This is a genomic window from Terasakiella sp. SH-1 (genome assembly GCF_004564135.1).
Taxonomy (GTDB): domain Bacteria; phylum Pseudomonadota; class Alphaproteobacteria; order Rhodospirillales; family Terasakiellaceae; genus Terasakiella.
Genome location: NZ_CP038255.1, coordinates 258,130 through 283,816 on the forward strand (window position 1 = coordinate 258,130; position 25,687 = coordinate 283,816).

Sequence of the window (25,687 nt, forward strand, 5' to 3'; positions counted from 1 at the left end):
GGGAAGGTTTAAAATATGATTAACGGAAGGGTTTATCTTTCCCGAAAAGCTTCGTCTTTTAGGCGCAACAGCGGGCGCAGGAAATATTCCAGTACACTGCGTTTCCCTGTGACAATATCCACCTGAGTTTCCATCCCTGTGGTAATGGGCAAGCGGGTGATGGCACCATCGCCCAAAAACGTACGTTCTGTGGCGATAATGACCCGGTAATAAGGCGTGCCGTCTTCGGTTTTATCGGTATCTGGCGCAATTTGAATAACCTGACCGGGTAGGGCACCATAGCGTACAAAATCATAGGCACTGACCTTGATATTGGCATGAAGGCCCAGCTGAACATAGCCACGGTCTGTTGGGCTAAGGCGTGCTTCTACTACCAGACTGTCACGCACCGGAACCAGTTCCATAATCGGTTCACCGGGGCGCACCACAGCCCCCATATTGGTGTATTTCAGGTTTTTCACTGTGCCATCAATGGGGGCACGGATAACGGTGCGTTGTTCTTGTTCGGTCGCTTCGCTCAAGACTTTTTCAATCTTGGAAATCTCGCGTGCCACTTTACTGAGTTGATCAGAGGCTTTGCGGCGATATTTCAGGCGTGTCTCATTCAGCCGTGCTCTGGCTTCTTCAATATCGGCGTGTGCTGCCGGGATTTCAGCATCAATGGTGCGAATTTCACCAAGCAGGCTTTCAACCTGTGAGCTGAGTTCAAGGTATTCAGCACGCATGCCCATGCCTTTATTCATGGCATCTTGGGCAAGGGCCTGACTTTCTTCACTAATCGCAAGCTTATTGGTGGCGGCATTGCGCCGGGTGCGAAGTGATCCGATGGAAAGTTCTTTTTGTTTGATCTGTTTGCGAATAACGCTGAGCTGCCCGGACAGTTCAGAACGGCGGGCTTCAAAAGCGGTTTGTTCGCGCTCCGCAATTTGGGGGCGGCGCTGCATACTGTCTGCGGGGAAGGTTAGGCGGTCTGCACCCTTGCTTTCGGCTAACAGGCGTGCTTCGACCAGGCGAAAACCATCCAGTTCAGTCAGCAGCTCTTGTTCGTTGAGCTTGCCCACCCCAAGGGTCAGCGCCATCAAGGCATCACCTTGTTTGACCACAGAACCTTCGGTAATATTAAGCTCTTTGATAATACCGCCTTCAAGATGTTGAACCGTTTTGACCTTGCTTTCTGGCACCACACGGCCCGGTGCGATAGCGACTTCATCCAAAATGGTGGTATGGGCCCAATAGCCCACCGCACCAAGCAAGAGAATGATAAAGCGCGAGGGATAGAGCCATTTTGACTTTTTCTTCTTTTTGATCAGTTTATGAAGAGCACTCATCGGCGTACTCCTGTCAGGCGAGGCAGGATATCACTGGCTTTGCCCCCTGCCTTGATCTGTCCGCGTTCTAAAACCATGATGCTATCGGCAACTTGCAGAAGGCTCAGGCTATGTGTCACCATGACGACGGTGCGTTCTTTGGCAAGTTTTTTGAGTAAGCGGGCCAGCCTGATTTCTGCTGTTGTATCCAGATTGTTTGACGGCTCATCCAGCAAAAGCACCACCGGGTCAGCAACCAGCGTGCGGGCAATGGCTAGACGTTGGCGCAACCCACCTGAAAGATTATCCCCATATTCGCCCACTTGAGTGTTGTAGCCATGTTTCATAGCCATGATTTCATCATGAATGCCGGCCAGTTGGGTAGCCTTGATAATGTCTTCATCGCTGGGCGGGGTAGTCCCCATGGACAGGTTGTCTTTAATGGTACCGCTGAGCAGTCGGGTATCCTGAGGAAGATAGCCAAACCATTGTAGTTTCTCACGATCACTAAACTGGGCCATGTCGGCCTGATCCAGCATAATGCGCCCGGCATGGGGGGGATAGAGGCCGCGTATCAATTTTAAAAGGGTGCTTTTGCCACTGCCGTTGGGACCGACAATGGCATGAAGCCCGGTTGCGCCCAATGTCGCCCCGATACCCCGAATGACAGGGGTGTTGTCTTCATCGGCAAAATGAAAGGCAATGCCTTCCATCGTCAGTTTGCCCTGGGGGCGTTCCAGGGTCAGGGCAGGGTCTTGCAAGTCTTCGGGATAGTCCAGTACCTTCATCACCCGTTTGTAAGACTGGCGTGCAGCACTTAAGGATTTCCATTGCAGGACGAGCTGGTTTAACGGCTGTAAAATCCGTGAGACCAGCATATTGGCGGCAATCAAGGCCCCAACGGTGAGTTCCTGATTGATGATGGCAATGGCCCCAAAACCGGTCAGGGCAACGGTGGATGAAAGCAGCAGGGTCTTGCCCAGATTATGATAGCGATCAGCGCGGGCTGCTTTTTTGATGGAACTGTCAATGGTTTTGGCCTGACGCTCTTCCCAAATTTTGCCCAGATACCCACCCATGCCCAGGGATTTGATGGTGGTGCGATCTGCAATCATTTCTGAAACAAGGGCATCTCGGCGCATGGTGGCGCTACGTTCTTGCTTGGTGGATTGTTTGGCGGACCAGCTTGATAGAAAAGCCAGTAAAATAAATAGGGGAACGATGATCAACAAGGCCCATGCCAATGGTTTGGCTAAGGCCACAATCAAGGCGATGCCAATGATGCTAAAGGGCAGGTCAGCCAGCAGGATGACAGCAATGCCGGAAAGGGCGGTGCGGATATTATCCACATCATGAAACAGGGATTGCCAAAAGGCACTGGGGCGATGTTCTAAAATCCGTAAAGGCAGGCTGGTGAATTTGTTAAACAGTTGTTTGGCAAGGGTGGCATCAATGCGCATGGCGGCATTTTGCAACAAACCGGAACGGGCCTGGCGCAGGATAAAATCAAAAACAATCACCCCGATCATGCCAAGGATCAGGCCCTGCAAGGTGGAAATACCTGCCTGAGCAATCACCCGGTCATAAACTTGCAAGATGAAGACGGGAATCGCAAAAGCCAGCACATTGATGACCAATGTCGCGGCAAAAATCTCCCCTAAAATCGGAAAGATCGGGGCAAAAATGGCTTTTGAAACCTCTTTATCGCCGTCGTCTTCCATGCTTCGTACCTTTAAGTTTCGTCTTATTTCAACCCATTATGGCTGGCAGATAAAGATTTATTTTTCATTAAGCCCCTTTTTTAGAGGGGAAATAACCAAAGATTGAAGATTTGACCAGAAGGCGCTATAATCAGTTTGATTTCCAGAAAGGAAACATAAATGACGGCATATTCCAGAAGGACGCAAAAAAATGCCTGAAGATAGATTATTTGACCTCAACGCCATGGGCGACAGGGGTGTTGAACTTGCGCAGCTGGCTGGCAGTAGCGAGGCTGCAGGGCGTATCGAAACTCTCAGTGGTATTGTAAATGTGCAACGTGCAAATGGCGAAATGGCTGTTTTGCGCGAAGGCGATGCTATTTTTATGGGCGACAACCTTGATGTGGCTGACGGGGCCAGCGTCGGGTTGATCTTTGCCGATGATACCACCGTGGCGCTGGGTTCTGGTGCCCAGATGTTAATCGACGAAATGGTCTATGATCCGGCAGGTGAAAGCGGATCTTTGTCTCTCAGTATCGCAGAAGGGGTCTTTTCCTTCGTCAGCGGGCAGATTGCCAAAACGCAGGATGAAGCCATGGTGCTGAACACGCCTGTGGCAACCATTGGTATCCGGGGGACGCAAGGCGCAGGTGTGGCTGCACCGGAAGGGTCGCAAAACCAGATTACCCTGATGCCGGAAGCCGATGGCCATTTAGGCGAGATTGTGGTGCGCAATGATGCTGGTGTTCAGGTCTTAAATCAGCCCAATCAGTCTTTGGCGATGACCAGCCGTTTTGAAGCCCCGCCTCCCCCCGTGGTGATGAGTGCTGAACAAATCCAGCAAGCTTATGGCACGGCCTTGTCCGTCATGCCCGCCCCACCCAAACGTAAAACAGATGGGGAAAACGGGGCTGAGGGTGAAGGCGAGGACACAGCCGAGACTGCTGAAGAAGCAATTGAAGAAGAGGCCGTCGAAGAAGGGGAAGTGGAGGCGGAAGCCGGAACAGAGGAAGCAAGTGAAGAATTTGTTGAAGGCGAAGAAGAAAAACTGCCTCCCGAAGAGGCCCCCGAACCCATGTTCGCTGAAACAGGTGGGGCTTTGGGTGCCCCGATTGTCGGTGGCGAGGGCGAAGCTGAATTAATTGGCGGGGCAGGCCATGACGGTTTGGGGCCGGATGGTTTTGTCACAGCCGGGGACACATTTGATTTTGGTGAGTTCGTTCTGAGCGAACCGTTTGACCTGCTGCCCCCACCCCCGCCTGATGAGGGGGATACATCAAAGGAGACGACCCCAGCACCGACATCTCCGCCGCCCGCTGTACCCGTGGTGAGTGGCGATGTGTTTTTGCAAGGGACTTATCTGGAGCTGGGGATTGCCGAAGCCGGCTCTTTGGGGACAACGGATGCAGCCCCGGATGCCTTTCATAATTCGACCTATTCAAACTTATCCATGCTGGCCGATGAGGATGGCTTTGACAGTGGGGAGGCCGTAAGCGAGGATTATTTTCTGCCGGGAACACCCACCGAAGGATTTGTGCTTACCCATAGCGGGCTGGCGACACCGCTCAAGAATATCGCACGTGAAGGTCATAGCGATATTGCGATGGAAACGTTTAATACATCTGGGGGGACAACCTTATCGGCAACCTCAAGCGGATCAACGGATTTTGCTGAGATCAGTCAGGTGATCTCTTACGATAAGGATGCAACTTTCTTTACAACCGAAGTCACCATTACCAATACATCCGGGGGGACGTTAAGCGGTCTGCGCTATATGCGCATTGCAGACCCTGATCAGGACAGTTCAACCATGACCGATAATGATGTGTTGAATAACCCGACTAATCCCGGACCTGCTGCTGTGATTGCCAAAGGGGCGATGACCGGGGATCATGTCGGTTTTCTCTCGGAAGATGCCAATGCACGGACATCTGCGACAAGCTGGCAGTATGATCCCAATAATGCGGCTGTTTATGACACCCCCACAGACCCGGATGGTGCGTCTGGGGATTTAACCATCCATATGACTTTTGAAGAAACCAGTTTGGCTGCCGGGGCGAGTGTGACGTTCACATTTTATACTTCTATCAGTGAGGCCACTGCGGGCCATGACCTGTTGATGGGATCAAATGGGGCTGATAATATGACATCTGCTGCGGGCAATGACCGTTTATATGGTTTTGACGGGGTTGATGTGCTGGATGGTGGAACAGGCAATGACATGTTATGGGGCGGGGCTGGTAATGATCAGCTGACAGGTGGAAGCGGTACGGACAAATTCCATTTTATTGCCTCACAAGGAACCGACACCATCACCGATTTCACCACCAGTGAGGATGTGATTTCCATTGATAAGGCCAGTTATGGTATTACATCTATTAATTATGAAGTCATCGCTACGGCCTATGACGGCACCAATGCGACAACCGGGTCCAATGTGATTCAGGATAGTAACGGGGATATCTGGGTTGATACCAATGATACGGCCGCAGGTGGATATTCCATTGTGACCAGTGTGGGCGCAGGCACCACCGTAACGGCCAGCGATGTTGAATTGTCGGAGTAACAGGATGTATCGTCAAGGAAGAGAAAGACATGGCTGACGATATGATGTTTGACCTTAACCAAATGGGTGAGCAAGGGGTCGAACTTGCACAGCTTGCCACATCAAGTGAAGCCGCAGGTCGGGTTGAAACGATTAACGGCACGGTTACGGTGCGTCGTTTAAGCGGGGAAACTGAAAACCTGAATGAGGGTGATGCCATTTATATGGGCGATACGCTGGAGGTCAGTGCACAGGGAAATGTCGGGTTGATTTTTGCCGATGACACCACAGTTGCACTGGGCGAAGGCGCGCAGCTTGTCATTGATGAAATGGTCTATGACCCGGAAGGGGAAAGTGGCTCTTTGGCTTTAAGTGTTGCTGACGGGGTGTTTTCTTTTGTTTCCGGCCAAATCTCCAAAACCGGGGATGAGGCAATGGTGTTGAATACACCCGTTGCCAGTATTGGTGTGCGTGGGACCAAAGGGGCAGGTGTTGCAGCGCCTGAAGGGTCTGAAAACCAGATTACCCTGATGCCTGAAGACGATGGTCAGCTGGGTGAAATCATTGTGCGCAATGATGCCGGTGTTCAGGTCTTAAACCAGCCCAATCAATCGGTTGCCATGACCAGCCGATTTGAAGCCCCACCTCCCCCCATTGTGATGAGTGCTGAACAGATTCAACAAGCCTATGGCAGTGCCTTGTCTGTTTTGCCCCCTCCGCCCAAGCGGCGTGGGGAAAATGAAGCCGATGTGACGCAAAGTGAAGGGGAAGAAGGCGAGGGCGAAACCGCAGAAGAAAGCGTTGAAGAAACCCAAGAAAACGCACAAGACGATGATGATGGTGAGGCCAACGCTGAAGAAGAGCTTGTCGCCGTTGAGGAAGAAGAAGCCCTTCAAGAAGAACGCCCCGAATCTGTTGTTGAAACCGAACCTATGTTTGCGGATATGGGCGGTCCCCTTGGTGAGACCCCGATTGTAGGGGGGGATGGTGAAGGGGATTTGATCGGTGGAGCAGGTGAGGATGGTGTCTTTGATGAAAAAGGCCACCCTTTTGCCGGTGATGATATTGGACTGGGCTTTGATGATTTGGGTTTGGTTGATCCCAATCGTTTATTGACCGATTTTGGTGGGGAACTCCCCCCGCCACTGCCCGATGATGATACACCTCCTGATTTGCCCCCGCCTGATGCAGGCCCTGCTCCAGAAACCACAGCGGCAAATGTCATCAATGGCACGGCAGCGGGAGAACAGCGCCTGGGAAGTGAGGGGGATGAAACCTTTTTCATGGCGGGTGGTGATGATTGGGTCATGGGGGATGACGGGAATGATATCATCTATGGGGAAGATGGAAATGATACCATCTATGGTGATGCCCCCATTATTGGGCGGATCAGTACAGATTCACTGGGGCTGGAAATCAGTCCGGCAACAGATGTGTCATTGGCGACATTGCCAACCCGGCTGTTTGCAGATACCGCAGGAAATCTGATTACGGTATTTGGGACCGGATCAACATCTTTGGTGAGCGATGATACCAATAGTGTGGATGATATCTATGTGAAAAAGCAGGGCGACCTTGTGTTAGGGAGTTCCAATGCCAGTGGGGTTGCAGGAAACGCAGCATCCTATAATGGCATTGTCTCAGGTGATGGGACCTATCTGCTTTTTGAGTCATTGGCGACCAATTTGGATGGGGGAGCGGGCTCTCACTCACAGGTCTATCGCAAAGACCTGATTACAGGAGAGGTGAAAAAAGTCAGCACTCTTAGCGATGGGACAACTGAAGGGGATAATATTTCTAAAATTCTGTCTGTTTCAGATGATGGAAATCTGGTGGTGTTTAGCACATATGCAACGAATTTTGCCTCAGATATTTCTGCCACGGATACAAATGGAGGGTATGATATCTTCCTGAAAAATATGACAGATGATTCCCTTCATTTGGTTAGCCGCAATGTAACGGCAACCTTGGGAACCGGGGGGGCGCAATCAACGCAAGCCGTGATTTCCGGGGATGGCAGCAAGATTGTTTTTCAAAGTGAAGCAAATGACCTGTGGGATTCCAATGCGGACAATGCCTCAGATGATACCAATACGGGATATGATATCTTCATCTATGAGGTGGCAACCCAGAAGGTGAGCGATATTGCATCTGTTGATTCTGCCGAAGCGTTGATGACCGGATCAAATTCTTATAATCCGTCGATTACCGCTGATGGTCGTTATGTTGTTTTTGAATCTGATGCGACGGCTTTGGTTGGGGGCGATACGAATGCGCTGCGTGATATTTTCAGGCGCGATACGGTCAGTGGCGATACCATTCGGGTGAATACGGACTCAGCTGGTGGAGAAGCCACAGGCAACCATTCCTATAATGCGACGATTTCCGATGATGGGGATTTTGTTGTTTTTGAATCGCTTGCCACAAATCTGGTGTCTGGTGTCACATCCGGATCACATATTTATATCAAGCAAATCAGTACCGGAAAGATTGAGGTTCTAGACACATCGGCTATGGGAGATTTGGGGGATGGCAGTGCTTTTCAGCCCCATATTGCCGCCGATGGCAAGAGCATTTTATTTCAAAGCTCATCGACCAACCTGGTTGTTGGTGATGGTAACAGCAAACATGATATTTTCATGGTGAGCAATCCCTTCTTGTCAGATACAAGTGGGGGGAATGATATTTTATCTGGCGGACTGGGTAATGATACGTTGGTGGGCGGATATGGTAATGATATCCTGACGGGTGGCGATGGGGCCGATACCTTTGCCTTTGATGTGTCCAGCGGTAGCGATGTGATTACCGATTTCACAACCGGGACAGATAAAATTTCCATTGATATGGCGAGCTTTTCCCTATCAGCCGGTACCATCCAGTTTGAGCAGATTTCAGGTACTTATGATGGCACCAATGCATCAGCCAGTTCCAACATCATTGTTGATGATAATGGCGATGTGTTTGTTGATAACAATGGTACGGCAGCAGGGGGATATTCCGTTGTTGCCAATGTGGGTACGGCAACGGTTGTGGCCGGGGATATTGAAGAGCATTAAAGTTCAGACCATTGCGTCAGGACCTTCATCATTGTATCTGTCAGTTTATCCAGTTCATCATCACTGATGGTGAAGGCGGGGGTGAGATAGATGATGTCGCGAAACGGGCGTAGCCAGACGCCTTCTTCAACAAAACGTTTTTTCAACCAGTTACTGTCTTTGATATCGTCAACCTGAACCACACCAATGGCCCCAAGGGTACGCACATCTTTGACGCCCTTGATCTCTGCCATTGGGGCAAGGTTTTGTGTGAGTTTTTTGTTGATATGGGCAACCTGTTCAAGGCGGGGTTCACTTTCAAACAGGTCAAGGCTGGCATTGGCAGCTGCACAGGCCAGCGGGTTCGCCATATAGGTTGGCCCGTGTTGAAGCGCATCATCAAAATTGTCACTTAGGAACGCATCAAAAATATGGTCCTGGGCCACCGCACAGGCCAATGGACAAACCCCGGCTGTCAGTGCTTTGGACAGACAGATGATATCGGGGACAATTTCGGCATGGTCAATGGCAAACATACTGCCTGTGCGGCCAAAGCCTGTGAAAATTTCATCCACAATAAACAACAAGCCATGTTTCTGAACTGTTTCACACATGTTTTTTAGAACATCCGGGCTGAACATTTTCATGCCACCAGCCCCCTGGACCAAAGGTTCAGTAATGACACCGGCAATTTGGTCTTTGTTGGCTTCTAGAAATGTCTCAAATTGGGCCAGTTGTTCTGCTGTGCGCGGTACATCAATGACAAATTGGTCAAACAAGACATCGTTAAAGACATGATGCATACCTTCTTCCGGGTCAGCAATGGACATACAGCCCAATGTGTCCCCATGATAACCATCTTTGAAAGAGACGAATTTTGAACGGCCCTTGATGCCTTTGTTGATCCAGTACTGGATGGACATTTTCATGGCGACTTCGACGGAAACTGAACCGGAATCTACAAAGAAAACACGATTGAGATCACCGGGAAGCATATCTGCCAGTCGCTTGGCCAGTTTCAGGGCAGGTTCGTGGTTCAGGCCCCCAAACATGACATGAGGCATGAGGTCGAGCTGTGCCTTCATAGCTTCAATCACATGGGGCGGGTTATAGCCATGACAGGCGGTCCACCACGAAGCAATACCATCGGTCAGTTCGCGCCCGTCTTCCAGTGTGATGGTGCAGCCTTTTGTCGCGTGGGCAGCCAGCGGGGTCGGGGTGGTTTGCATTTGGCTATAGGGAAGCCAGATATGGGGAAAACCGTCAGTGAACCATTTGGGGGCTGTCATGGGGAATATCCTTATATGAAAAAAGCACTACCTTATGCACAGATAAGGTAGTGCTTTTCATGAACTTAAAAATACTTAGAGACGGTGATCACCATCAAGGGGGGCCGGGTATTCATCGCGGTAGGATTTCTGGGCATCTGTCAGGGCAGAGGTCAGAGCGGCTAACAATTCAGCATTACTGACGCTTTTGCCTGCTTCATCAAGATCTGCAGTGACTTTTGTAATCAGGTTATCATCGCCTGCGGCTTCCAGATCAAGTTGAGCCGCCTTGAGGGCATAACTTTCAGCCTCTTCGCCTTGCAGGCCGATTTTTTCAGCAACCCATGTGCCAAATAATTTGTCACGACGGGCACGGATTTTGAAATTCTGTTCTTCATCCAGTTTATATTGTGCTTCAAAGGCTTGTTCGCGTTCCTGGATGGCGCGTGCGATGTCACTCATGATTCTCCCCAATTCTTTTTAATTTATTACTCTATAAAAAATATATGCATTTCACTGGTCAAGACAAGCAAATACGGTTTAAATAATATGAAAAAATATGGGAAACTGACGCATGTGTACTGTTGTTATATTACGTCGACCTGATCATGATTGGCCTTTGTTAATCGGGGCGAACCGTGATGAGATGAGAAACCGCCCTTCGCAGCCTCCCATGCGCCATTGGGCTGATCGCCCCCATGTGGTTGCCGGGCTGGATGAGGAAGCTGGCGGCACTTGGCTGGGGATCAATGATGATGGGGTTGTTGCCTGTGTGCTTAATCGTTTTGGCACGCTTGGCAGTCATCCTGATTTTCGTTCCCGTGGTGAATTGCCCTTAGAAGCACTGGAGCATGCGGAGGCCGAAATCGCCGCAGAAGCTTTTGTAGACCTAAACCCGGAAGCTTATCGTCCCTTTAATATGGTGATTGCCGATTACAAGACGGCCTGGTGGATCAAGAATGACGGGATGACCATTCAGACGGTGGAAATTGAAGATGGCTTGTCCATGCTGTCAGCCCATGATTTGAATGATAAGGAAAAATCAGATCGTCTTCAGTTGCACCTGCCACGTTTTCGAAGTGCACCAGCCCCTGATCCAAACAGCGATGACTGGATGAGCTGGACGGCTTTATTGTCGAGCCGTAAAAGCATTGGTGATGCGCGAAGTGCCATGCAGATTGAAACAGACTTTGGTTTTGAAACCGTTTCATCCAGTTTGTTGGCAATCCCCAAACCTTGGGAAAAAGAGCGCAAACCCATTTGGAAATTCAGCCCCGGCAAGCCAAGCGATACGCCCTTTGATGACGTTCAGATTTAAGTCAGTTTCTTATACATGACATAGGCATCGACAAATCCATGGGTGGGGTGGTCGAAAACATCGGGCAGGCGTGCCATGGTTTCAAACCCAAGAGATGTCCAAAGGCGGTAGGCCCCTTCGTTGCTTGCCACGACCAGATTAAACTGCATGGCATGAAAGCCTAAGCGCTTCCCTTCTTTCTGTGAATGTGTGCACATGGTTGAGGCCACACCGCGCCCGCGTGCCTGTTCAGAAACGATATAGCCGCAATTACAAATGTGCGATCCTTGGCCGGGCTGGTTTGCCTTGATGTAATAGGTGCCCAGAATTTGCCCGTCGTCATCCACGCAAACATAGGTCGCCTTGGGGGCAATAATCCAGTTTTGATAGGTCTGATCTTTGCTGATATCGCGGGGGTAGGGGTAGGTTTCCCCAGCACGAAAAACAGGTTCAATCAGGGACCAGACGGCGTTCCAGTCTTTTTCTTCAAAGGGGCTGATTTTCATTAGGGTCAGGACCTCTTAATTTACTGAGTTTGGCGGAGCTAAAAATAAAGGCGGATTAGGCATGAAACTCGCCGCAGTGCCACCCACTGCAAGAGTTTTATAACGCTAGCCACCTTTATTTTTAGCCCGTCCCTTCGGGATTTGTAGAAAATGACGCAAAGGCCACGTCAATGACTTTTGAAAGAGAAATACTCTTCCTGCAAGTCATTTCCTTGCCTTGCGACATTTTTTACAAACCAAACGCAATAAATTAAGAGGTCCTGACCCTAGGCATCATCCAGTTTTGCAATTCTCATTTTATGGATTTCAAAAGATTGCCAGACATTTTGCTGGCTATAAGGATCATCAGCCAGCCATTGTTTGAGGGCATCTTCATCTTGAAGTTCTAAATAGAGGCTGGAGCCAACCATCTGGTCATGCTCATCTAAAATCGCCCCGCCGAGAATAAAAACACCTTTTTCTTTTTCCAGGCGTGCCCGTTCAAAATGGGCTGGGCGTGCAACAAGGCGACGCTCAAGCGCATCGGGGTCTTTGCCGTCTTTTGCAACAACTAGAAACTGCATGGTCACATCCTAAAAGTTTATAGCCTAATCCATCATAGCGTAGTATTTAGTTTTAATGGAAACTATTTCTCCCACCACACGCGCTGCCCTTTGGGTGCTGTTTTTCTGTATCACCATGGCCTGTTTATCGGGGATGATCCGTCATCTTTCTGGTGAAATTCCTGCCCTCGAAATGGTGTTTTTCAGGAACTTTTTCGGCTGGCTGTTTATGTTGCCTTTTGTCTGGTGGGCAGGTCTTTCCATTTTAAAGACAAAGCGTATCAAGATGCATGGGGTGCGTGCCCTTTTTGGTACAGCTGCCATGTCGTGCTGGTTTTTAGGTGTGACCATGATCCCGCTTTCTGATGCCACCGCGTTGAGCTTCACCGTCCCCCTATTCACCACATTAGGGGCTGTGTTGTTTTTAGGCGAAGTGGTGCGCATGCATCGTTGGATGGCGTTGATCATCGGGTTTATCGGGGCGCTTATCATTATTCGCCCCGGTATTGAAGAGATTGCTCCGGGGATGCTGGTGATTCTGGCTTCTTCTGTTTTTATCGCAGCGGCCTTTTTATCGGTGAAGCATCTCACCAGTTCAGAACACCCTTGGGCAATTGTATTTTATATGGGGCTGTTTATGTCGCCCCTGTCCTTGATTGGAGCTTCCACTGTTTGGGTCTGGCCTGAGCCGGAACATTACCCCTGGCTTATTGCCATGGGTGTCTTTGCCTCCAGTGGGCAAATTGGCATGGCGCAGGCTTTAAAGGCCGCTGATGCTTCGGTTTCCATGCCCTATACATTCAGCCACATGATCTTTGCTTCGCTCATCGGTTATGTGTTTTTTGATGAGCTGGCGGACCTGTGGACATGGGTGGGGGCCGTGGTGATTTTTAGCGCGACCTTTTATATTGCAAGGCGGGAAGCCAAGCTGGCGAAAAAGCACGCCTAAGTGTTGTCCTTGCAAATGCGGGGACCTTTTTGATTTGACAGTTTCCCGATCAGGTCGGGAATGACACTATGATGCTTAATGGCCCAGTCCCGGATCAGCGATATCTTCACTTAAGGCTTCGATTTCCTGTTCGGGCACGGTGGACATTTCCATGAAGTAAGCAAGGAACCACAACAGGGCGACACCCAGCAGCCAGAACATAATTTGCCAGGCCCAGATGGACGGGATGCCAAACAGCCAACCTTCTCGCCCGGCTGTGGGTGCCCCAAAGGCATCATTGCCCACCACCACACCGGGGCCAATCGCAAAGAAAATCCAGATGATGGTCACAGACCATGCAACCGGGATGAGTTTACGTTTGTTCGGTGTCAGGGCGGCATGTTCTTTCAGGAAAGTATGGAATGTACTTTTATGCGTCAGGTTATCTTCTTTTTGTGTTATCGCGGAAACGCCAACACAGACCAGCAGGTTCAGCACAATGCCCCAGCCCCCGGAATGGATGGTCAGCGGCCAACGTCCCCACAGGTCCAGCCCAATCAGATCAAGCAGGGCAACACCGTAATTATCGGTGAAGAAAACAGCGAGCAAGCCGACAACCAGTCCGGCACAGACACCGCGTGCTGTAAACCATTTAATCCAGCATACCCCAAGCAGGGCAGGCCACATTTGCAGGCCAAAGGCGACGGCCATGCCCCCCAGTAATACAAGGGTATCCTTATTGGTCAGCGCCACCACAAGGGCACCAAGTAAAATAAAGAGGACACTGACGCGGGCAACGAACTTTTGAATGCTGTGTCCGGCCTGGGGTTGTAGGCGGTGTTTATAGATGTCTCGGGTTAACATGGCCCCGGCGGTAGACATATAAGCTGCGCCTGCCGATTGCATGGCGGCCAAGGCGCAAACACCTAGAAAAGCAGCCAGCCACGGCATGTGGTCTTGCACCATGGTCAGGATATAAGGCACAAGCGTGTCGGGGGTATCTGAAATATCTGTAGGCAGACTCCAGTCAATGGGCACACCACTGCCTGCCAGTGATGGGGTTGCCCCCAGCAGATGAGTACTCATGCCTTGGGCGATGGAAACCACAAACAATAATCCACCCAAAATCAGGCCAGATACCCAAACCTGTTGTGGGGCAAATGGTTTGGGGGAATTGTTGCCAAAGCTCCACATGGAAAAAGCAGGTGATGCCTGTACCCCCATCATCGCCATGAGGAAGGTCAGGATCATCATGCCAGTCCAGGGACCACCGCTGTAGGTGGTTTCTTCAACCCCGCTAACACCTTGCATGACGCCGGGAACAGCGAGGTAGGAATTATAATTGCCGCCTCCGGCTCCTTTGGTTGTGCCCCACAGGCCGAATTCAGAACTGCCCATTTTTTCAAAACTGGTGAGCAAAGGATCAAGGCCACCAATGGCATAAATGGCAATGCCGCCCGTCAGGATGACGCCAACGGCAAGCAAGATACATTGAAAACTGTCGGCATAGGCGACCGCACGCATCCCGCCATAAACCACATAGAGAAAAACAGCCAAAGCCAGTAACAAGGTGCCTACTGTGGTGCTGATTAACCCGTCACTCAGCACATAAAACAGATAGCCTGCTGCCCCCAACTGTACCCCCATAAAGGGGATGGTGAACAGGACGGCGACAATCACGGTGAGGAAACGAATGCGATCGCTTTTATAATAATCGGCCAGCATTTCCCCAGGGGTGACATAGCCAAAGCGTTTGCCCAGCATCCATTGGCGTTTGAGGAAAATCACCCCGGTCAGCGGGATCATAATGGTGAAAAACGAGATATAGGCATAAGGAAAGCCATCACGATAGATCATTGCGGGATGGCCAAGGAAGGTCCAGCCGGAAAATGATATTGCTGTAGCGGCCAGAACAAACACCCAAACAGGCAGGCTGCGTCCGGCCAAAAAATAATCGCTGGCCGTGCGTGCCAGACGGGCACCGCGAATTCCCAAATAAATGCAAAAGGCCCAATAAGCTGCAATGAGTCCAAGCAGCCAGAACAGCTTCTCGTTCAACACAAATTCTCCCAGAATGTCGGGCCTGTTTTTATTTTTATGAAAGCCCCCTGTTTTTACGGGCGATTGTTACGCAATGTGAGACGGAATGCAACAAATCATATATAATCATATGATATACATGGCTCCATAATCCTTATAAGAGAAAGTCCTGCCCGTTTATGCGATCCCACACAGAAATATTTTCCCGCCGTGTTGAAAATTTCATGAAGCCTTGCGTGTTATGCGTGCCTGTGGGGAGCGCTGTGGGGGATGTTATTGCACAAATGACAGAAAAATCAGCACGCTTTTGTGTGGTTGTTGATGGTCATGGCAAATTGGCAGGGGTTTTGCGCAATCAGGATATTGTGGAACGGATTACCTTCAAGGTCAGCGAACACACCCTGATTGACGAGGTTATGGATAAAAATATCTATACGGTGGCCCCCCATGAATATCTCTATCATGCCATTGGACGGATGCGTCGCTCAGCCTTGCGTGAATTGATTGTGGTGAATGAGGCGACGCAGCCTGTGGGGATACTTCATCTTACCACGGCCATTGCGGTGGCTTCGGATTATCTCTTGCAACAAATTGATCGCTTAAGTGCGGAAGGCACGATTGAAAGTTTGCGTGACGTGAAATCCGCACAGGTGGAGCTGGCCCATGATATGTTTAAGGATCAGGTTGCAGCCCCTTTGATCCAGAAATTGCTCAGCCATGTGAATGACGATCTGATTGCCCGTGTTGTAAGTGCCAATCTTGCCCATATGGAGGCCGAAGGCTGGGGCACACCGCCTGTTGGTTTTTGCGTGATTGTGATGGGGTCCGGCGGGCGGGGGGAAAATTACCTCAGCCCGGATCAGGATAATGGTTTTATTCTGGATGAGTATCCAGACGCAGACCATAGCCGGGTCGATCATTTCTTTCGTGAATTGGCAGAACGTATGTGTAACAACCTTAACGAAATCGGCTTTCCCTATTGTCAAGGTCATGTGATGGCGACTAACCCTTTGTGGCGCAAAACCTTGCCACAATGGATTGATCAAGTCAGGTTGTGGGGGAAAAAACGCAATTCTGTGGCCTTGCGTCTGGCGGATATCTTTTTTGATTTCCAGCCTGTCTGGGGGCAAACTGAATTGGCTGAAGAATTACGACATGCTGTTTTGACAATGGTGCAGAGCAATCATTTCTTTTTACAGGAAATGTATCATGCTCAACGTGATCACCGCGTGGCGATTAATATTTTTGGCCGTTTGCGCGATGACCCGGATGATAAAGTCAATAAACGCACCGTGGATCTCAAATACCGTGCCTTGTTGCCTTTGGTTGAAGGGGTGCGGCTGCTCAGCCTGAAACATGGCCTTACAGAGACCTCCACTTTAAAGCGGATTGAAGGATTAAAGGAGGTTGGGGAGTTGAGTGATGGGGAAGCTGAATACCTTGGTTCCGCCTTTCATTTCCTGACTCAACTCTTGTTGCGCCGTCAGGTCAAGGATTTTGAGAATGACCGCCCCGTGAGCCGTTTTGTCAAAATTCGGCGTCTCAGCCACCGGGAAAAAGAAAGTCTGGTCAATTCCCTGCGCAATATCGAATCCTTTCGTAAACGCCTGAAAGGGGAATTCACCGGAGATGTGTTTTAAAGTTCTATTATAGTTTGGATTGAATTTGCTTAATCAAAGATAAGGCCCGTTCTGGATAGTCTGGCTTTGTGCCATTTTCACATAAGGTACCGTAAATAAGGGCATTTTGTCCCCATTGGCCTTGCGACATGAATTTCTCGCCCAAGCCCTTGCTATAGGCAATACATTGCATGTAAGGGCGTTGGAAAAACGCGTATTTAATATCATGTTTGTTCACCTTGAGGTCCCATGGGGGGATTTGCAGGGGGGTACCCAGAACCTCATGCCCGTTAAAAATTAGCTGGAAGTCTTTATCTGATACCGGAATACGAAAGCCCCCTCGGTATTGGTATTCATACATGCTCAAACCATTCTCCATATGAATCTCTTCAACATATTTTTGAGTAATACCGATATGAACGATTTTAGTTATGGTCTGGGACAACTTTGCGGGGAGGGTAACTTTACTTTTTTCTATGGAAATGTTTGTGTAAACAGGTTTCCCGTAATTTTGCCCATTGATATCTTTGATCCCTTCTGTCGCACAAGCTGCCATAATAAGGCACATCATAAAGGTAAAAATAAAGCGCATAACTTCCCCTCATTATAGTGCAATGAATATGATCTAAAGGTTGTTATGTGTCAATATAATGCATCAAAAAAAGCCTTGCCGGTTAGGCAAGGCTTTTTAAACTTTAACAGGAACTGAAGTTTAACCTTCGCGCTCTGCCTTAATGGCTTCAGACAGCAGGAAGGCCATTTCCAGGGCCTGATTGGCGTTCAGGCGTGGGTCACATTGGGTGTGGTAGCGATCACCCAGATCGCCTTCTTTCACTTCATAGGTCCCGCCGACACATTCTGTCACGTCTTGGCCGGTCATTTCGAAGTGAACACCACCAGCATGTGTGCCTGCTGCTTTATGGGCGGCAAAGAAGCCTTTGACTTCGCCCAGGATACGGTCGAAGTGACGGGTCTTATAACCGCCTTCCGCAGAAACCGTATTGCCATGCATCGGGTCACAAGACCACACCACATGACGACCTTCGGCTTTGACGCGTTCCAGAAGCGGCAGGAGACCATCTTCGATTTTACCATCGCCCATACGAGTGATCAGGGTCAGTTTACCGGCTTCGTTTTGTGGGTTGACCAGATCAATCAGTTCAATCAGCTCGTCCGGTGTCATGGTCGGGCCGACTTTACAGCCGATTGGGTTGGCAATGCCACGCATATATTCAATATGGGCTTCATCCAGCAAGCGTGTACGTTCGCCAATCCACAGCAGGTGGGCAGACGTGTCATACCATTCTTCGGTATCACGCGTGCTGTCCACACGGGTCATGGCTTGTTCGTAGTTCAGTAACAAGGCTTCGTGGGAAGTGTAGAATTCAGTTTCGCGCAAAGACGGTGTTGTCTCGCCATTGATGCCACAGGCATCCATGAAGGACAGCGCATCGGAAATACGCTGGGACAGGTCTTTGTAACGTTCGCCTTCCGGTGTGCCGGAAACAAAACCCAGGTTCCATGTGTGGACCTTGTTCAGGTTGGCATAGCCCCCTTGAGCCAGTGCACGCAGCAGGTTCAGGGTCGAAGCAGACTGGTTGTACATCTGGATCAAACGATCCGGGTCCGGAATGCGGGCCTCTTCTGTGAACTCGATACCATTGACCGCATCACCGCGGTAGCTCGGCAGGGTCACATCGCCTTGTGTTTCCACATCACTGGAGCGCGGCTTGGCAAATTGACCTGCCATACGACCAACCTTAACGATTGGGCAAGAGGCACCAAAGGTTAAAACCACAGCCATTTGCAGCAGCACGCGGAAGGTGTCGCGGATGTTGTTCGGGTGGAAGTCCGTAAAGGATTCAGCGCAGTCACCGCCTTGGAGCAAGAAGCCGTTGCCCATGGCAACCTGGCCCAGTTCCATCTTGAGGCGGCGAGCTTCTCCGGCAAAGACCAGCGGAGGATAAGAAGACAGAGTTTCTTCAACCTGTTTTACCTTCGCTTCGTCCGTATAGGTCGGGACCTGACGGATCGGTTTTGCGCGCCAACTGTCGGGGGTCCAAGTGTTTGCCATGATAGGAATCCTTAAATTCATCTGTTCTTAAAAAATCTAGAACTTCCCGTATAAAAGGGAATCGTTAAGATTTCCAGAAGAAAACGGACCGGGAATGTGAAAATTGCGTGAAAAGGCCAATAAAAAACACCCTGACATAAACCATATCAGGGTGCTTAGAAATCTTGAAAAAAGAACTTTGGGTTTAGAACTGTTTGTAAAGACCCAAAGAAATATTATGAACATCAGACTTACCGGAGTCATCAACGCTCTGGTTCACACCTGATTCTCGACCCAGGTTCGGCAGGAAGTCCCAGTTTGCACGCAAGCCAAAGCTCTCGTTAAGTGCGTATTTTGCACCCAGACCAACGGTCCAGCCTGTGCCTTTATCGCGTTCAACAACATTTGCACCTGCATCGTCCTGTTCACGGCCAACCTGCCATGCGGTTAAACCTGCCTTGGCAAATGGGACAAAGCGTTCTGTCATCGGGATGCTGTATGTGGCGCTCAGGCTCCCAACTGCGGCTTCGGCACGTTCGTTGGAGTTATCGTCATCAACAGATTTACCCAGATCCGCATAGGCGGCTTCGATACCGTAGGTTTCATTAAACTGATAACCGATAATGGCTTGATACGACAGGTCTCGACCTGTGTCATAGTCGCTGGATGCGCCTTCAAAGCCGTTATATTCAGATAGGCCGATGGTCCCGGCCACATAGATGCCATCATTATCCACATTTTGAAGTGGTGTGACGTCTTCGCGGCGCATGGGGCTGATGTGGTACATCAGGTTCAAGCCCAAAACAGAAACAGACGCTTCCCCAACAGGCTCCAAACCATCAGCAAGTTTGGTGATATTGCCCAGATCAGGGTAGAAGTCATAGTTGGCGCGCAGACTGAACTGGTTATCAATCTGATAGCTGGCCCCTAAGCCAACGGAATAGCTGTAACCATTGTCTTTGTAACGTCTGTTTGACTGATCCATATCAGTACGAGTCATACTGTATTTAACCAGTCCGGCCTTACCCAACAGGGCAAAACGTTCTGTGACAGGAAGGGTACCAACAAGATCAGCATTCCACATGGTCAGGTCAATGGTGTCCAGAGGGTAATCCTCATAAACCATATACTGGCCCAGATCGCGATATCCAGCTTCGACGGCAAGGTAGCTGTTATATTGATAGCCGAAGAAACCTTGCCAGGTCATTTCAGTGTCTTGGGCTTCGTTTTCGGGGTTTTGGTTTTCACAGCCTGCATCGCTTTCATCACAGATGCGGCCGTCAAAATCGGCCACAGCCAAACCTCCGCCCACATAAAAACCACTGTCGCTACCTTGACCAAGCGGAGCAACCTCTTCGAAAGGACGATCGCCATGGAGAATAAGGTTTAAGCTTACGCTGTCGTTATTCAAGACACCTGTTGCCTTTGTTCCACCGTGAATTCCTGCCATCTCTTCATAATGATCCCAGGCAGCACGAAGGGTCAGGTTTTCATCCATCTGATAATCCAGACCCAAGCCGACGGTCAGGTCTGCAGAGCGTTTTTTGTCGATCCCTGGATCACCACCACCGTCAACCAGTTTGGATGTGACAAAAGCCGCACCAATCTTACCATAGCTGGTGAACTGGGAGGTTAAGGGCACACGGCCTAAGGCATTGAGTTCCCAAGCCTTTGCTTCAAATGTGTCATAGAATTGGTCATCGTCATGGCCTTTACCCATAGAGATAAAGCCCCCCTCAATGGCAAAATGAGGGTTGATGTTGTATCCAACAAAGGCTTTGAGCGTTGCCCCTTCTGAACCGATGACAGCATCAGCAGCAGCGCTTTCTGCTTCACCGCCAGAGAATTTTGGGATACCGATACCTGCCCCAATATACAAATCTTTTGGTAATAGACTCTCATCTGCATAAGATGCCGATGTCGCAAGCACCAACAGGCTTGCCCCAAGAAGAAAACGATTCTTGTTCATTCTATAACCCCAATTCAGAATTGCATGTTTGGAAAATCTCTAATTCATATCAAGGCAAGAGTCAATTTAATTACAGTCAGGATTGGTTGTAAGTTATTGAAATGAAAATATTTTTCTATTTTAGGTGGTGATTGGCGCGGTGCATTCCCGCCTTTTTGCTTCTCTCAGGTTGATTAAGTTGAAAAAAGGCAGCTATAGTTAAAAAAACATGCTGCCTAATTCATTTAGGGAATCGCCCTTTAACTTAAGGGGATATGTTGATGACGTTCTCTGTTAAGGCCGCTTCTCACGCATGGTGACAAATTCCTCAGCCGCACTGGGGTGAATGCCGATGGTGGCGTCAAACTGGGCTTTGGTGGCCCCACATTTCATGGCGATGCCAATGCCTTGCATAATCTCAGCCGCATCTGGTCCCATCATGTGCGCCCCGATCACCTTGTCACTGACCGGATCAACAATCAGTTTCATGAAGGTGCGCTCATCACGTCCTGAGAGCGTATGTTTCATCGCCTTGAAGCTGGAGGTATAAACATCTACACGTTCATAGCGCTCACGTGCCTGTGCTTCGGTCAGGCCAACCACGCCGAGGGGCGGTTGGGAAAAGACTGCGGACGGAATATTGTCGTAATCCACACTGTTGCGATCTGCGCCATAGAGATGTTCGACCAGAGCCATACCTTCGGCCAATGCTACAGGGGTCAGGCAGACACGGTCTGTGACATCACCAATGGCATAGATGCTGTCTACATTTGTCTTATAGTTACGATCTACCTTGATTGCACCGCCATCAGAGATGTCTACCCCGATATTTTCAAGGCCAAGTCCGTCGATTTTGGGTTTGCGCCCTGTGGCATACATGATGGCATCGGTTTCAATGGTTTCGCCATCACCCAGGACAATTTCATAATGATTGTCTTTTTTAGTGATGCACTGCACGGTGGTTGATCCCATGATGTTAATGCCGCGCTTGGTCATTTCACGTTCCAGCTCAGATCGCAGGTCATCATCAAAGCCACGCAGGATACGGTCTGCACGGATGATTTCTGTGACTTCTGCGCCCATGCCTGCAAAAATTCCGGCAAATTCGACAGCGATATAGCCTCCGCCGACGATGACGATGCGACGGGGCAGTTCGGCCAGATCAAGCGCTTCGTTGGAGGTAATGGCATGCTCAATCCCTGGTACATTGGGCAAGGTCGGCCAGCCGCCAACGGCAATAATGATATTTTCGGCTGTATAGCGTTTACCGGCAACGTCGACGGTATGTTGATCCACAATTGTGCCACGCCCTTGCAGGGTCTCAACACCGTTGGAAGAGAGAATGTTGTTATAAATGCCGTTGAGGCGATCCAGTTCGCGATTTTTGGTCTCAATCAGTTTGGGCCAGTCGATTTTAGCATTTGTGCTACTCCAGCCAAACCCCTGAGAATCTTCAAAGGCAGAAGAATATTCAGAAGCATAGACCAGCAGCTTTTTAGGGACACAGCCGCGCAGTACACATGTCCCGCCGACGCGATCTTCTTCACAAACGGCCACGCGCTTACCCTTTTGGGCTGCCATGCGTGAAGCGCGCACACCGCCGGAGCCGGCACCGATAACAAGAAGGTCATAATCATATTGCTGGGACATTTTTAGCCTCTATTTCTATATCAATTAGGAGTCAAGATAAGCGGTTCTTTACGGTCGTCAAGCGAGGTTATTTTTTAAGCTTGGCAAAAATTGGTTCTTTATGGGCATCCAATACATCAAAGCCGCCGATTAAATGACCATCAATGATGATTTGTGGAACGGTGCGGGCCTCTGGCAGGCGTTCCTGCATTTCCTTGAATTTAGCCACGCTGCTGACATCATGTTCAATATAGTCAACATCATTTTCCTGAAACAGGGCTTTGGCCTTTTGGCAGAAGATACAGCTTTCTTTGGTATAGATTTCAACAGCCATGAGATGTTTCCTTTGTTCAAAAGTAAAAGAGGAAGGGGCTAGGGGTAAGGGGGCGGGGATGCCCCTTCCTCTTGGGGAAGAACCTTAGCGGTTCTTGAGATAGTTTAACATTGTATCTGCATCAGACACTTCAAACGGATCAGTTGGGCAGTTGTCGGAAAAACCGTCTTCAGAGAATAGTTGTTTAATCTCGCCATTTTCCACATACATGGAATAACGCCAGGAACGCATGCCGAAACCAAGGTTGGATTTATCAACCAGCATGCCCATCTTGCGGGTGAATTCTGCATTGCCGTCAGGCAGCATGAAGACGTTTTTACGCCCCAGTTTCAGGCCCCATTGGTACATGACGAAAGCGTCGTTGACAGACAGGCAGATGATTTCATCGACGCCTTGGGCTTTCAGCTCATCATAAAGTTCTTCAAAACGCGGCAGGTGGGTGGAAGAACAAGTTGGTGTGAAGGCACCGGGCAGGGCAAAGACAACGACATTTTTACCGTCAAAGATTTCAGCGCTTGTCAGGTCTTTCCATTCAAATGGATTGTCCCCTTCCAGGGCATCATTGCGTACGCGGGTTTTGAAAGTTACGTCAGGAACACGGTTTTGCATGTCTTTATCTCCAAAGTATGTGTCTGTGTTTGTGTCTGAAAAGGAAGATAGGGGAGTTCGTAAAATTAGTAAAATGAGTTATTTTTATCATATTGATAGGTTTTTTCTATTAATGAAAGAGGTTCCTTAAAAAGGCGCAATCCGCTAGTGTTTGCAACAGTCAACAGGGCGGAGAAAACGGATGATGAATTGGAAAGACCTGCTTTCAAGTGGCCGCATCGGGGTGAGTGGGGCAAGTGCCGGTGGGCGTGAAGAGAGCCCGTTTCTACTGGATCTGGACCGGATTACCTTTTCCTCTTTTTTCCGTCGTTTGCAGGATAAAACACAAGTCCACCCTTTGTCAGAAGGTGCACGGGTGCGTTCGCGCCTGACACATAGTATCGAAGTGGCTTCTGTTGGCCGCTCGCTTGGTTTTGGGGTGGGGCGTCAATTGATTGAGAGCGGCACTGATATTCCTGAACATATCACACCGCATGACTTTGGTTATATCGTGCAGGTTGCCTGTTTATCCCATGATATTGGCAACCCCCCGTTTGGGCATGCAGGGGAATCTGCCATTGGGCAGTGGTTTAAAGATAATGCAGAGACTGTATTTGATAAAACGATGACAGCCCCACAAAAAGCTGATTTGACAAGTTTTGAAGGCAATGCACAGGGGTTTCGTATTCTCAATAAACTGGATTATTTCCGTGCAGAAGGCGGTTTTCGCATGTCCTATGCCACATTAGGGGCCTTTACCAAATATCCGGGGGATGCATCTGAGAAATCCGTTTCTGTGATTGAGGCAAAAAAGGCAGGTTTTTGTCAGGCTGAAAAAGAAATTTTTTCACAAGTGGCAGATCGTCTGGGGCTTATTCAACATGGCACAGAAAACCTGTGGTGTCGCCATCCGCTGGCTTATTTGATGGAGGCGGCTGACGACATTTGTTATCGCGTGGCTGATTTGGAGGATGGTGTGACGATGGAATGTGTGTCTTTTGAAGCCGTGGAACATTATCTCGCCCCCTTGGCCTGGTCCCATAAACATGGGGATAGCATTGAGGAACGCCGGGAAAACCTGCTTCATGATGAATGGTATCGGGAAAAACCTCAAAATGAGAAACTGGGGTTCCTGCGATCAAAAGCCATCAGCAATTTGACACAGGCAACGGTAGATGCGTTTATCGCCCATCAAGAAGATTTGCTGAAAGGGCAGCTTAATGCCGAACTGCTGGCGCTTACACCATTTGCTGAAGAGGCTGCAGCCTGTAAGAAATTTGCGGGTCATTCTATTTTTGGAACCACACGTAAGCTGGAAATTGAAACGGCCAGTTTTGAAATTTTGGGGCAATTGCTGACGTCTTTCACAACGGCAATGCTGGATTTTGAACAGCGCAAAGGTGATATCACACAAACAACGCCACAAAATCAGCGTTTGTTGAAAATGATGGACTTGCCAACGACTTACAGTGATAACCGTTATGAACATTTATTACAGGTGACTGATTTCGTCTCTGGACTTAGTGACCGCGCTGCCGTAAACCTATACAAAGTGATTAAAGGGGTATCTCTTTAGTATTAGGTGATGGGAGGCCGGATGGCACGTTTTTGGCTGTTTTGGGCATTTTTATTTTGTTGGTTGATCCAGCCATTGGAAGCCAAGACATATCGTGTGGCCTTGGCTAACATTCCTCCTTATGCCTTTTATGATAGTAATGGTAGCCCTCAAGGTATTTTGGTTGACATTGCCCGAGAAGCTTTTGGCGGGCAGGGCCATGAGGTCTCTTTTCAATTCTTTCCCTGGCCCCGCGCAATTCAAAATGTAAAAGTCGGGCGGGTGGATGCGATTACACCTTTTTTTCGAAATGCACAGCGTGAGGAATATGTCTATTTCCTTGGGAAAGGGGGTGTCACAATGGACCTCCAGTTCTTTAAAGAGCAAACAAAAGCATTTCAGGTCTCAAATTTGGATGAAGCTGCTGGTTTGCGTATCGTGAAAGTGAGCAAGGCATCACTGGGACCGGACTTTGCTGCATGGGAAAAGGCCGGGCTGTTAAAGATTGATTATGTCCCAAATACGCAGGCGGGATTGAAAGTCCTGTTGGCTGGACGTTGTGACCTTCTGGCCAGTGTTAGTGCCATTGCGAAATTCAGTGCGCAAAACGCTGGTGTGGCAACAAATATCGTGCCTGCTGGTGTTCCTTTTGCACAGATGACGGCCTTTCTCGCTTTTTCCAAAGCAAGCATGAGCGAACAAGAAGCTCGTACAATTGCTAGTGAGTTGGACAAAATGCACAAAAATGGCCGGGTAAAAGAACTTGTTACAAAGTATACGCCGTAATAGGTCC

The 25,687-nt window shown here is 49.4% G+C and carries 20 protein-coding genes; 7 read left to right on the top strand and 13 right to left on the bottom strand.

Annotation, left to right across the window (positions count from 1 at the left end; all coding sequences use genetic code 11):
• Positions 1–32 precede the first annotated feature (32 nt).
• On the bottom strand, positions 33–1,328 hold the full coding sequence (locus E4K71_RS01185) for an HlyD family type I secretion periplasmic adaptor subunit (protein WP_135075367.1): 1,296 nt from the start codon (positions 1,326–1,328) through the stop codon (positions 33–35).
• On the bottom strand, positions 1,325–3,028 hold the full coding sequence (locus tag E4K71_RS01190; RefSeq protein WP_135075370.1) for a peptidase domain-containing ABC transporter: 1,704 nt from the start codon (positions 3,026–3,028) through the stop codon (positions 1,325–1,327). Before E4K71_RS01190 ends, E4K71_RS01185 begins: the two co-directional genes overlap by 4 nt.
• Before the next feature lie 190 nt (positions 3,029–3,218).
• Here E4K71_RS01190 and E4K71_RS01195 point away from each other — a divergent pair, with 190 nt between their 5' ends.
• Both E4K71_RS01195 and E4K71_RS01200 read left to right on the top strand, forming a co-directional pair.
• Positions 3,219–5,573, top strand: coding sequence for a hypothetical protein (locus E4K71_RS01195; protein WP_135075373.1), 2,355 nt, complete (start codon positions 3,219–3,221; stop codon positions 5,571–5,573).
• A gap of 29 nt (positions 5,574–5,602) precedes the next feature.
• On the top strand, positions 5,603–8,608 hold the full coding sequence (locus tag E4K71_RS01200; RefSeq protein ID WP_135075376.1) for a FecR domain-containing protein: 3,006 nt from the start codon (positions 5,603–5,605) through the stop codon (positions 8,606–8,608).
• Here E4K71_RS01200 and E4K71_RS01205 read toward each other — a convergent pair.
• Together E4K71_RS01205 and E4K71_RS01210 are read right to left on the bottom strand one after the other, a co-directional pair.
• On the bottom strand, positions 8,605–9,876 hold the full coding sequence (locus E4K71_RS01205; RefSeq protein WP_135075379.1) for an adenosylmethionine--8-amino-7-oxononanoate transaminase: 1,272 nt from the start codon (positions 9,874–9,876) through the stop codon (positions 8,605–8,607). The genes E4K71_RS01200 and E4K71_RS01205 overlap by 4 nt on opposite strands.
• A gap of 75 nt (positions 9,877–9,951) precedes the next feature.
• Positions 9,952–10,317 carry a DUF1476 domain-containing protein gene (locus E4K71_RS01210; RefSeq protein ID WP_135075382.1) on the bottom strand — a complete coding sequence of 122 codons (366 nt, stop codon included), beginning with the start codon at positions 10,315–10,317 and terminating at the stop codon, positions 9,952–9,954.
• Between the two features lie 112 nt (positions 10,318–10,429).
• Between E4K71_RS01210 and E4K71_RS01215 the strand changes: the two genes are divergently transcribed.
• On the top strand, positions 10,430–11,173 hold the full coding sequence (locus E4K71_RS01215; RefSeq protein WP_135075385.1) for an NRDE family protein: 744 nt from the start codon (positions 10,430–10,432) through the stop codon (positions 11,171–11,173).
• Here E4K71_RS01215 and E4K71_RS01220 read toward each other — a convergent pair.
• Together E4K71_RS01220 and E4K71_RS01225 are read right to left on the bottom strand one after the other, a co-directional pair.
• Positions 11,170–11,658, bottom strand: a complete 489-nt coding sequence (locus tag E4K71_RS01220) for a GNAT family N-acetyltransferase (RefSeq protein WP_135075388.1) — start codon at positions 11,656–11,658, stop codon at positions 11,170–11,172. The genes E4K71_RS01215 and E4K71_RS01220 overlap by 4 nt on opposite strands.
• A 266-nt stretch (positions 11,659–11,924) precedes the next feature.
• A complete protein-coding gene (locus E4K71_RS01225; RefSeq protein ID WP_135075391.1) occupies positions 11,925–12,221 on the bottom strand; it encodes a YciI family protein in 297 nt (98 codons plus the stop codon).
• A 55-nt stretch (positions 12,222–12,276) separates the two neighbouring features.
• On the opposite strand from E4K71_RS01225, the gene E4K71_RS01230 reads away from it, so the two are divergent.
• Positions 12,277–13,149 carry a DMT family transporter gene (locus E4K71_RS01230; protein WP_135075394.1) on the top strand — a complete coding sequence of 291 codons (873 nt, stop codon included), beginning with the start codon at positions 12,277–12,279 and terminating at the stop codon, positions 13,147–13,149.
• A 75-nt stretch (positions 13,150–13,224) separates the two neighbouring features.
• Here the strand turns inward: E4K71_RS01230 and E4K71_RS01235 are convergent, their stop codons facing one another.
• A complete protein-coding gene (locus tag E4K71_RS01235; RefSeq protein WP_135081943.1) occupies positions 13,225–15,186 on the bottom strand; it encodes a sodium:solute symporter family protein in 1,962 nt (653 codons plus the stop codon).
• Positions 15,187–15,431: 245 nt separating this feature from the next.
• Between E4K71_RS01235 and E4K71_RS01240 the strand changes: the two genes are divergently transcribed.
• Positions 15,432–16,808: a DUF294 nucleotidyltransferase-like domain-containing protein gene (locus tag E4K71_RS01240; protein WP_240796856.1), complete on the top strand. Its 1,377-nt coding sequence runs from the start codon at positions 15,432–15,434 to the stop codon at positions 16,806–16,808.
• Between the two features lie 7 nt (positions 16,809–16,815).
• On the opposite strand, the gene E4K71_RS01245 is transcribed toward E4K71_RS01240, so the two are convergent.
• The 6 genes from E4K71_RS01245 to E4K71_RS01270 all read right to left on the bottom strand — a co-directional run bounded on the left by E4K71_RS01245 (position 16,816) and on the right by E4K71_RS01270 (position 23,360).
• Positions 16,816–17,379 carry a hypothetical protein gene (locus E4K71_RS01245; RefSeq protein WP_135075402.1) on the bottom strand — a complete coding sequence of 188 codons (564 nt, stop codon included), beginning with the start codon at positions 17,377–17,379 and terminating at the stop codon, positions 16,816–16,818.
• Positions 17,380–17,499: 120 nt separating this feature from the next.
• Positions 17,500–18,861 (bottom strand): 3-deoxy-7-phosphoheptulonate synthase class II, encoded by a 1,362-nt coding sequence (locus E4K71_RS01250; RefSeq protein ID WP_135075405.1) that lies wholly within the window; start codon positions 18,859–18,861, stop codon positions 17,500–17,502.
• A 184-nt stretch (positions 18,862–19,045) separates the two neighbouring features.
• Positions 19,046–20,809 (bottom strand): outer membrane beta-barrel protein, encoded by a 1,764-nt coding sequence (locus E4K71_RS01255; RefSeq protein ID WP_135075408.1) that lies wholly within the window; start codon positions 20,807–20,809, stop codon positions 19,046–19,048.
• Between the two features lie 273 nt (positions 20,810–21,082).
• Positions 21,083–22,438: a glutathione-disulfide reductase gene (gene gor, locus E4K71_RS01260; RefSeq protein WP_135075411.1), complete on the bottom strand. Its 1,356-nt coding sequence runs from the start codon at positions 22,436–22,438 to the stop codon at positions 21,083–21,085.
• A gap of 67 nt (positions 22,439–22,505) precedes the next feature.
• Entirely contained in the window at positions 22,506–22,751 is a 246-nt protein-coding gene (locus E4K71_RS01265) for a glutaredoxin domain-containing protein (RefSeq protein WP_135075414.1), read from the bottom strand.
• Between the two features lie 84 nt (positions 22,752–22,835).
• The gene (locus E4K71_RS01270; RefSeq protein WP_135075417.1) at positions 22,836–23,360 is read right to left on the bottom strand and encodes a peroxiredoxin; all 525 of its coding nucleotides are present in this window, start codon (positions 23,358–23,360) and stop codon (positions 22,836–22,838) included.
• A 181-nt stretch (positions 23,361–23,541) separates the two neighbouring features.
• Between E4K71_RS01270 and E4K71_RS01275 the strand changes: the two genes are divergently transcribed.
• Both E4K71_RS01275 and E4K71_RS01280 read left to right on the top strand, forming a co-directional pair.
• On the top strand, positions 23,542–24,915 hold the full coding sequence (locus E4K71_RS01275) for a deoxyguanosinetriphosphate triphosphohydrolase (protein ID WP_135075420.1): 1,374 nt from the start codon (positions 23,542–23,544) through the stop codon (positions 24,913–24,915).
• A 21-nt stretch (positions 24,916–24,936) separates the two neighbouring features.
• Positions 24,937–25,680 (top strand): transporter substrate-binding domain-containing protein, encoded by a 744-nt coding sequence (locus tag E4K71_RS01280; RefSeq protein WP_167730190.1) that lies wholly within the window; start codon positions 24,937–24,939, stop codon positions 25,678–25,680.
• Positions 25,681–25,687 lie beyond the last annotated feature (7 nt).

Excerpts from the sequence above, each read along its gene's own strand:
- E4K71_RS01265 (WP_135075414.1), bottom strand. The coding sequence starts at position 22,751 with ATGGCTGTTGAAATCTATACCAAAGAAAGCTGTATCTTCTGCCAAAAG.
- E4K71_RS01200 (WP_135075376.1), top strand. The coding sequence starts at position 5,603 with ATGGCTGACGATATGATGTTTGACCTTAACCAAATGGGTGAGCAAGGG.
- E4K71_RS01225 (WP_135075391.1), bottom strand. The coding sequence starts at position 12,221 with ATGCAGTTTCTAGTTGTTGCAAAAGACGGCAAAGACCCCGATGCGCTT.
- E4K71_RS01210 (WP_135075382.1), bottom strand. The coding sequence starts at position 10,317 with ATGAGTGACATCGCACGCGCCATCCAGGAACGCGAACAAGCCTTTGAA.
- E4K71_RS01205 (WP_135075379.1), bottom strand. The coding sequence starts at position 9,876 with ATGACAGCCCCCAAATGGTTCACTGACGGTTTTCCCCATATCTGGCTT.
- E4K71_RS01230 (WP_135075394.1), top strand. The coding sequence starts at position 12,277 with ATGGAAACTATTTCTCCCACCACACGCGCTGCCCTTTGGGTGCTGTTT.
- E4K71_RS01270 (WP_135075417.1), bottom strand. The coding sequence starts at position 23,360 with ATGCAAAACCGTGTTCCTGACGTAACTTTCAAAACCCGCGTACGCAAT.
- E4K71_RS01250 (WP_135075405.1), bottom strand. The coding sequence starts at position 18,861 with ATGGCAAACACTTGGACCCCCGACAGTTGGCGCGCAAAACCGATCCGT.
- E4K71_RS01245 (WP_135075402.1), bottom strand. The coding sequence starts at position 17,379 with ATGCGCTTTATTTTTACCTTTATGATGTGCCTTATTATGGCAGCTTGT.
- E4K71_RS01255 (WP_135075408.1), bottom strand. The coding sequence starts at position 20,809 with ATGAACAAGAATCGTTTTCTTCTTGGGGCAAGCCTGTTGGTGCTTGCG.
- E4K71_RS01190 (WP_135075370.1), bottom strand. The coding sequence starts at position 3,028 with ATGGAAGACGACGGCGATAAAGAGGTTTCAAAAGCCATTTTTGCCCCG.
- E4K71_RS01195 (WP_135075373.1), top strand. The coding sequence starts at position 3,219 with ATGCCTGAAGATAGATTATTTGACCTCAACGCCATGGGCGACAGGGGT.
- E4K71_RS01280 (WP_167730190.1), top strand. The coding sequence starts at position 24,937 with ATGGCACGTTTTTGGCTGTTTTGGGCATTTTTATTTTGTTGGTTGATC.
- E4K71_RS01275 (WP_135075420.1), top strand. The coding sequence starts at position 23,542 with ATGATGAATTGGAAAGACCTGCTTTCAAGTGGCCGCATCGGGGTGAGT.
- gor (WP_135075411.1), bottom strand. The coding sequence starts at position 22,438 with ATGTCCCAGCAATATGATTATGACCTTCTTGTTATCGGTGCCGGCTCC.
- E4K71_RS01215 (WP_135075385.1), top strand. The coding sequence starts at position 10,430 with ATGTGTACTGTTGTTATATTACGTCGACCTGATCATGATTGGCCTTTG.
- E4K71_RS01185 (WP_135075367.1), bottom strand. The coding sequence starts at position 1,328 with ATGAGTGCTCTTCATAAACTGATCAAAAAGAAGAAAAAGTCAAAATGG.
- E4K71_RS01220 (WP_135075388.1), bottom strand. The coding sequence starts at position 11,658 with ATGAAAATCAGCCCCTTTGAAGAAAAAGACTGGAACGCCGTCTGGTCC.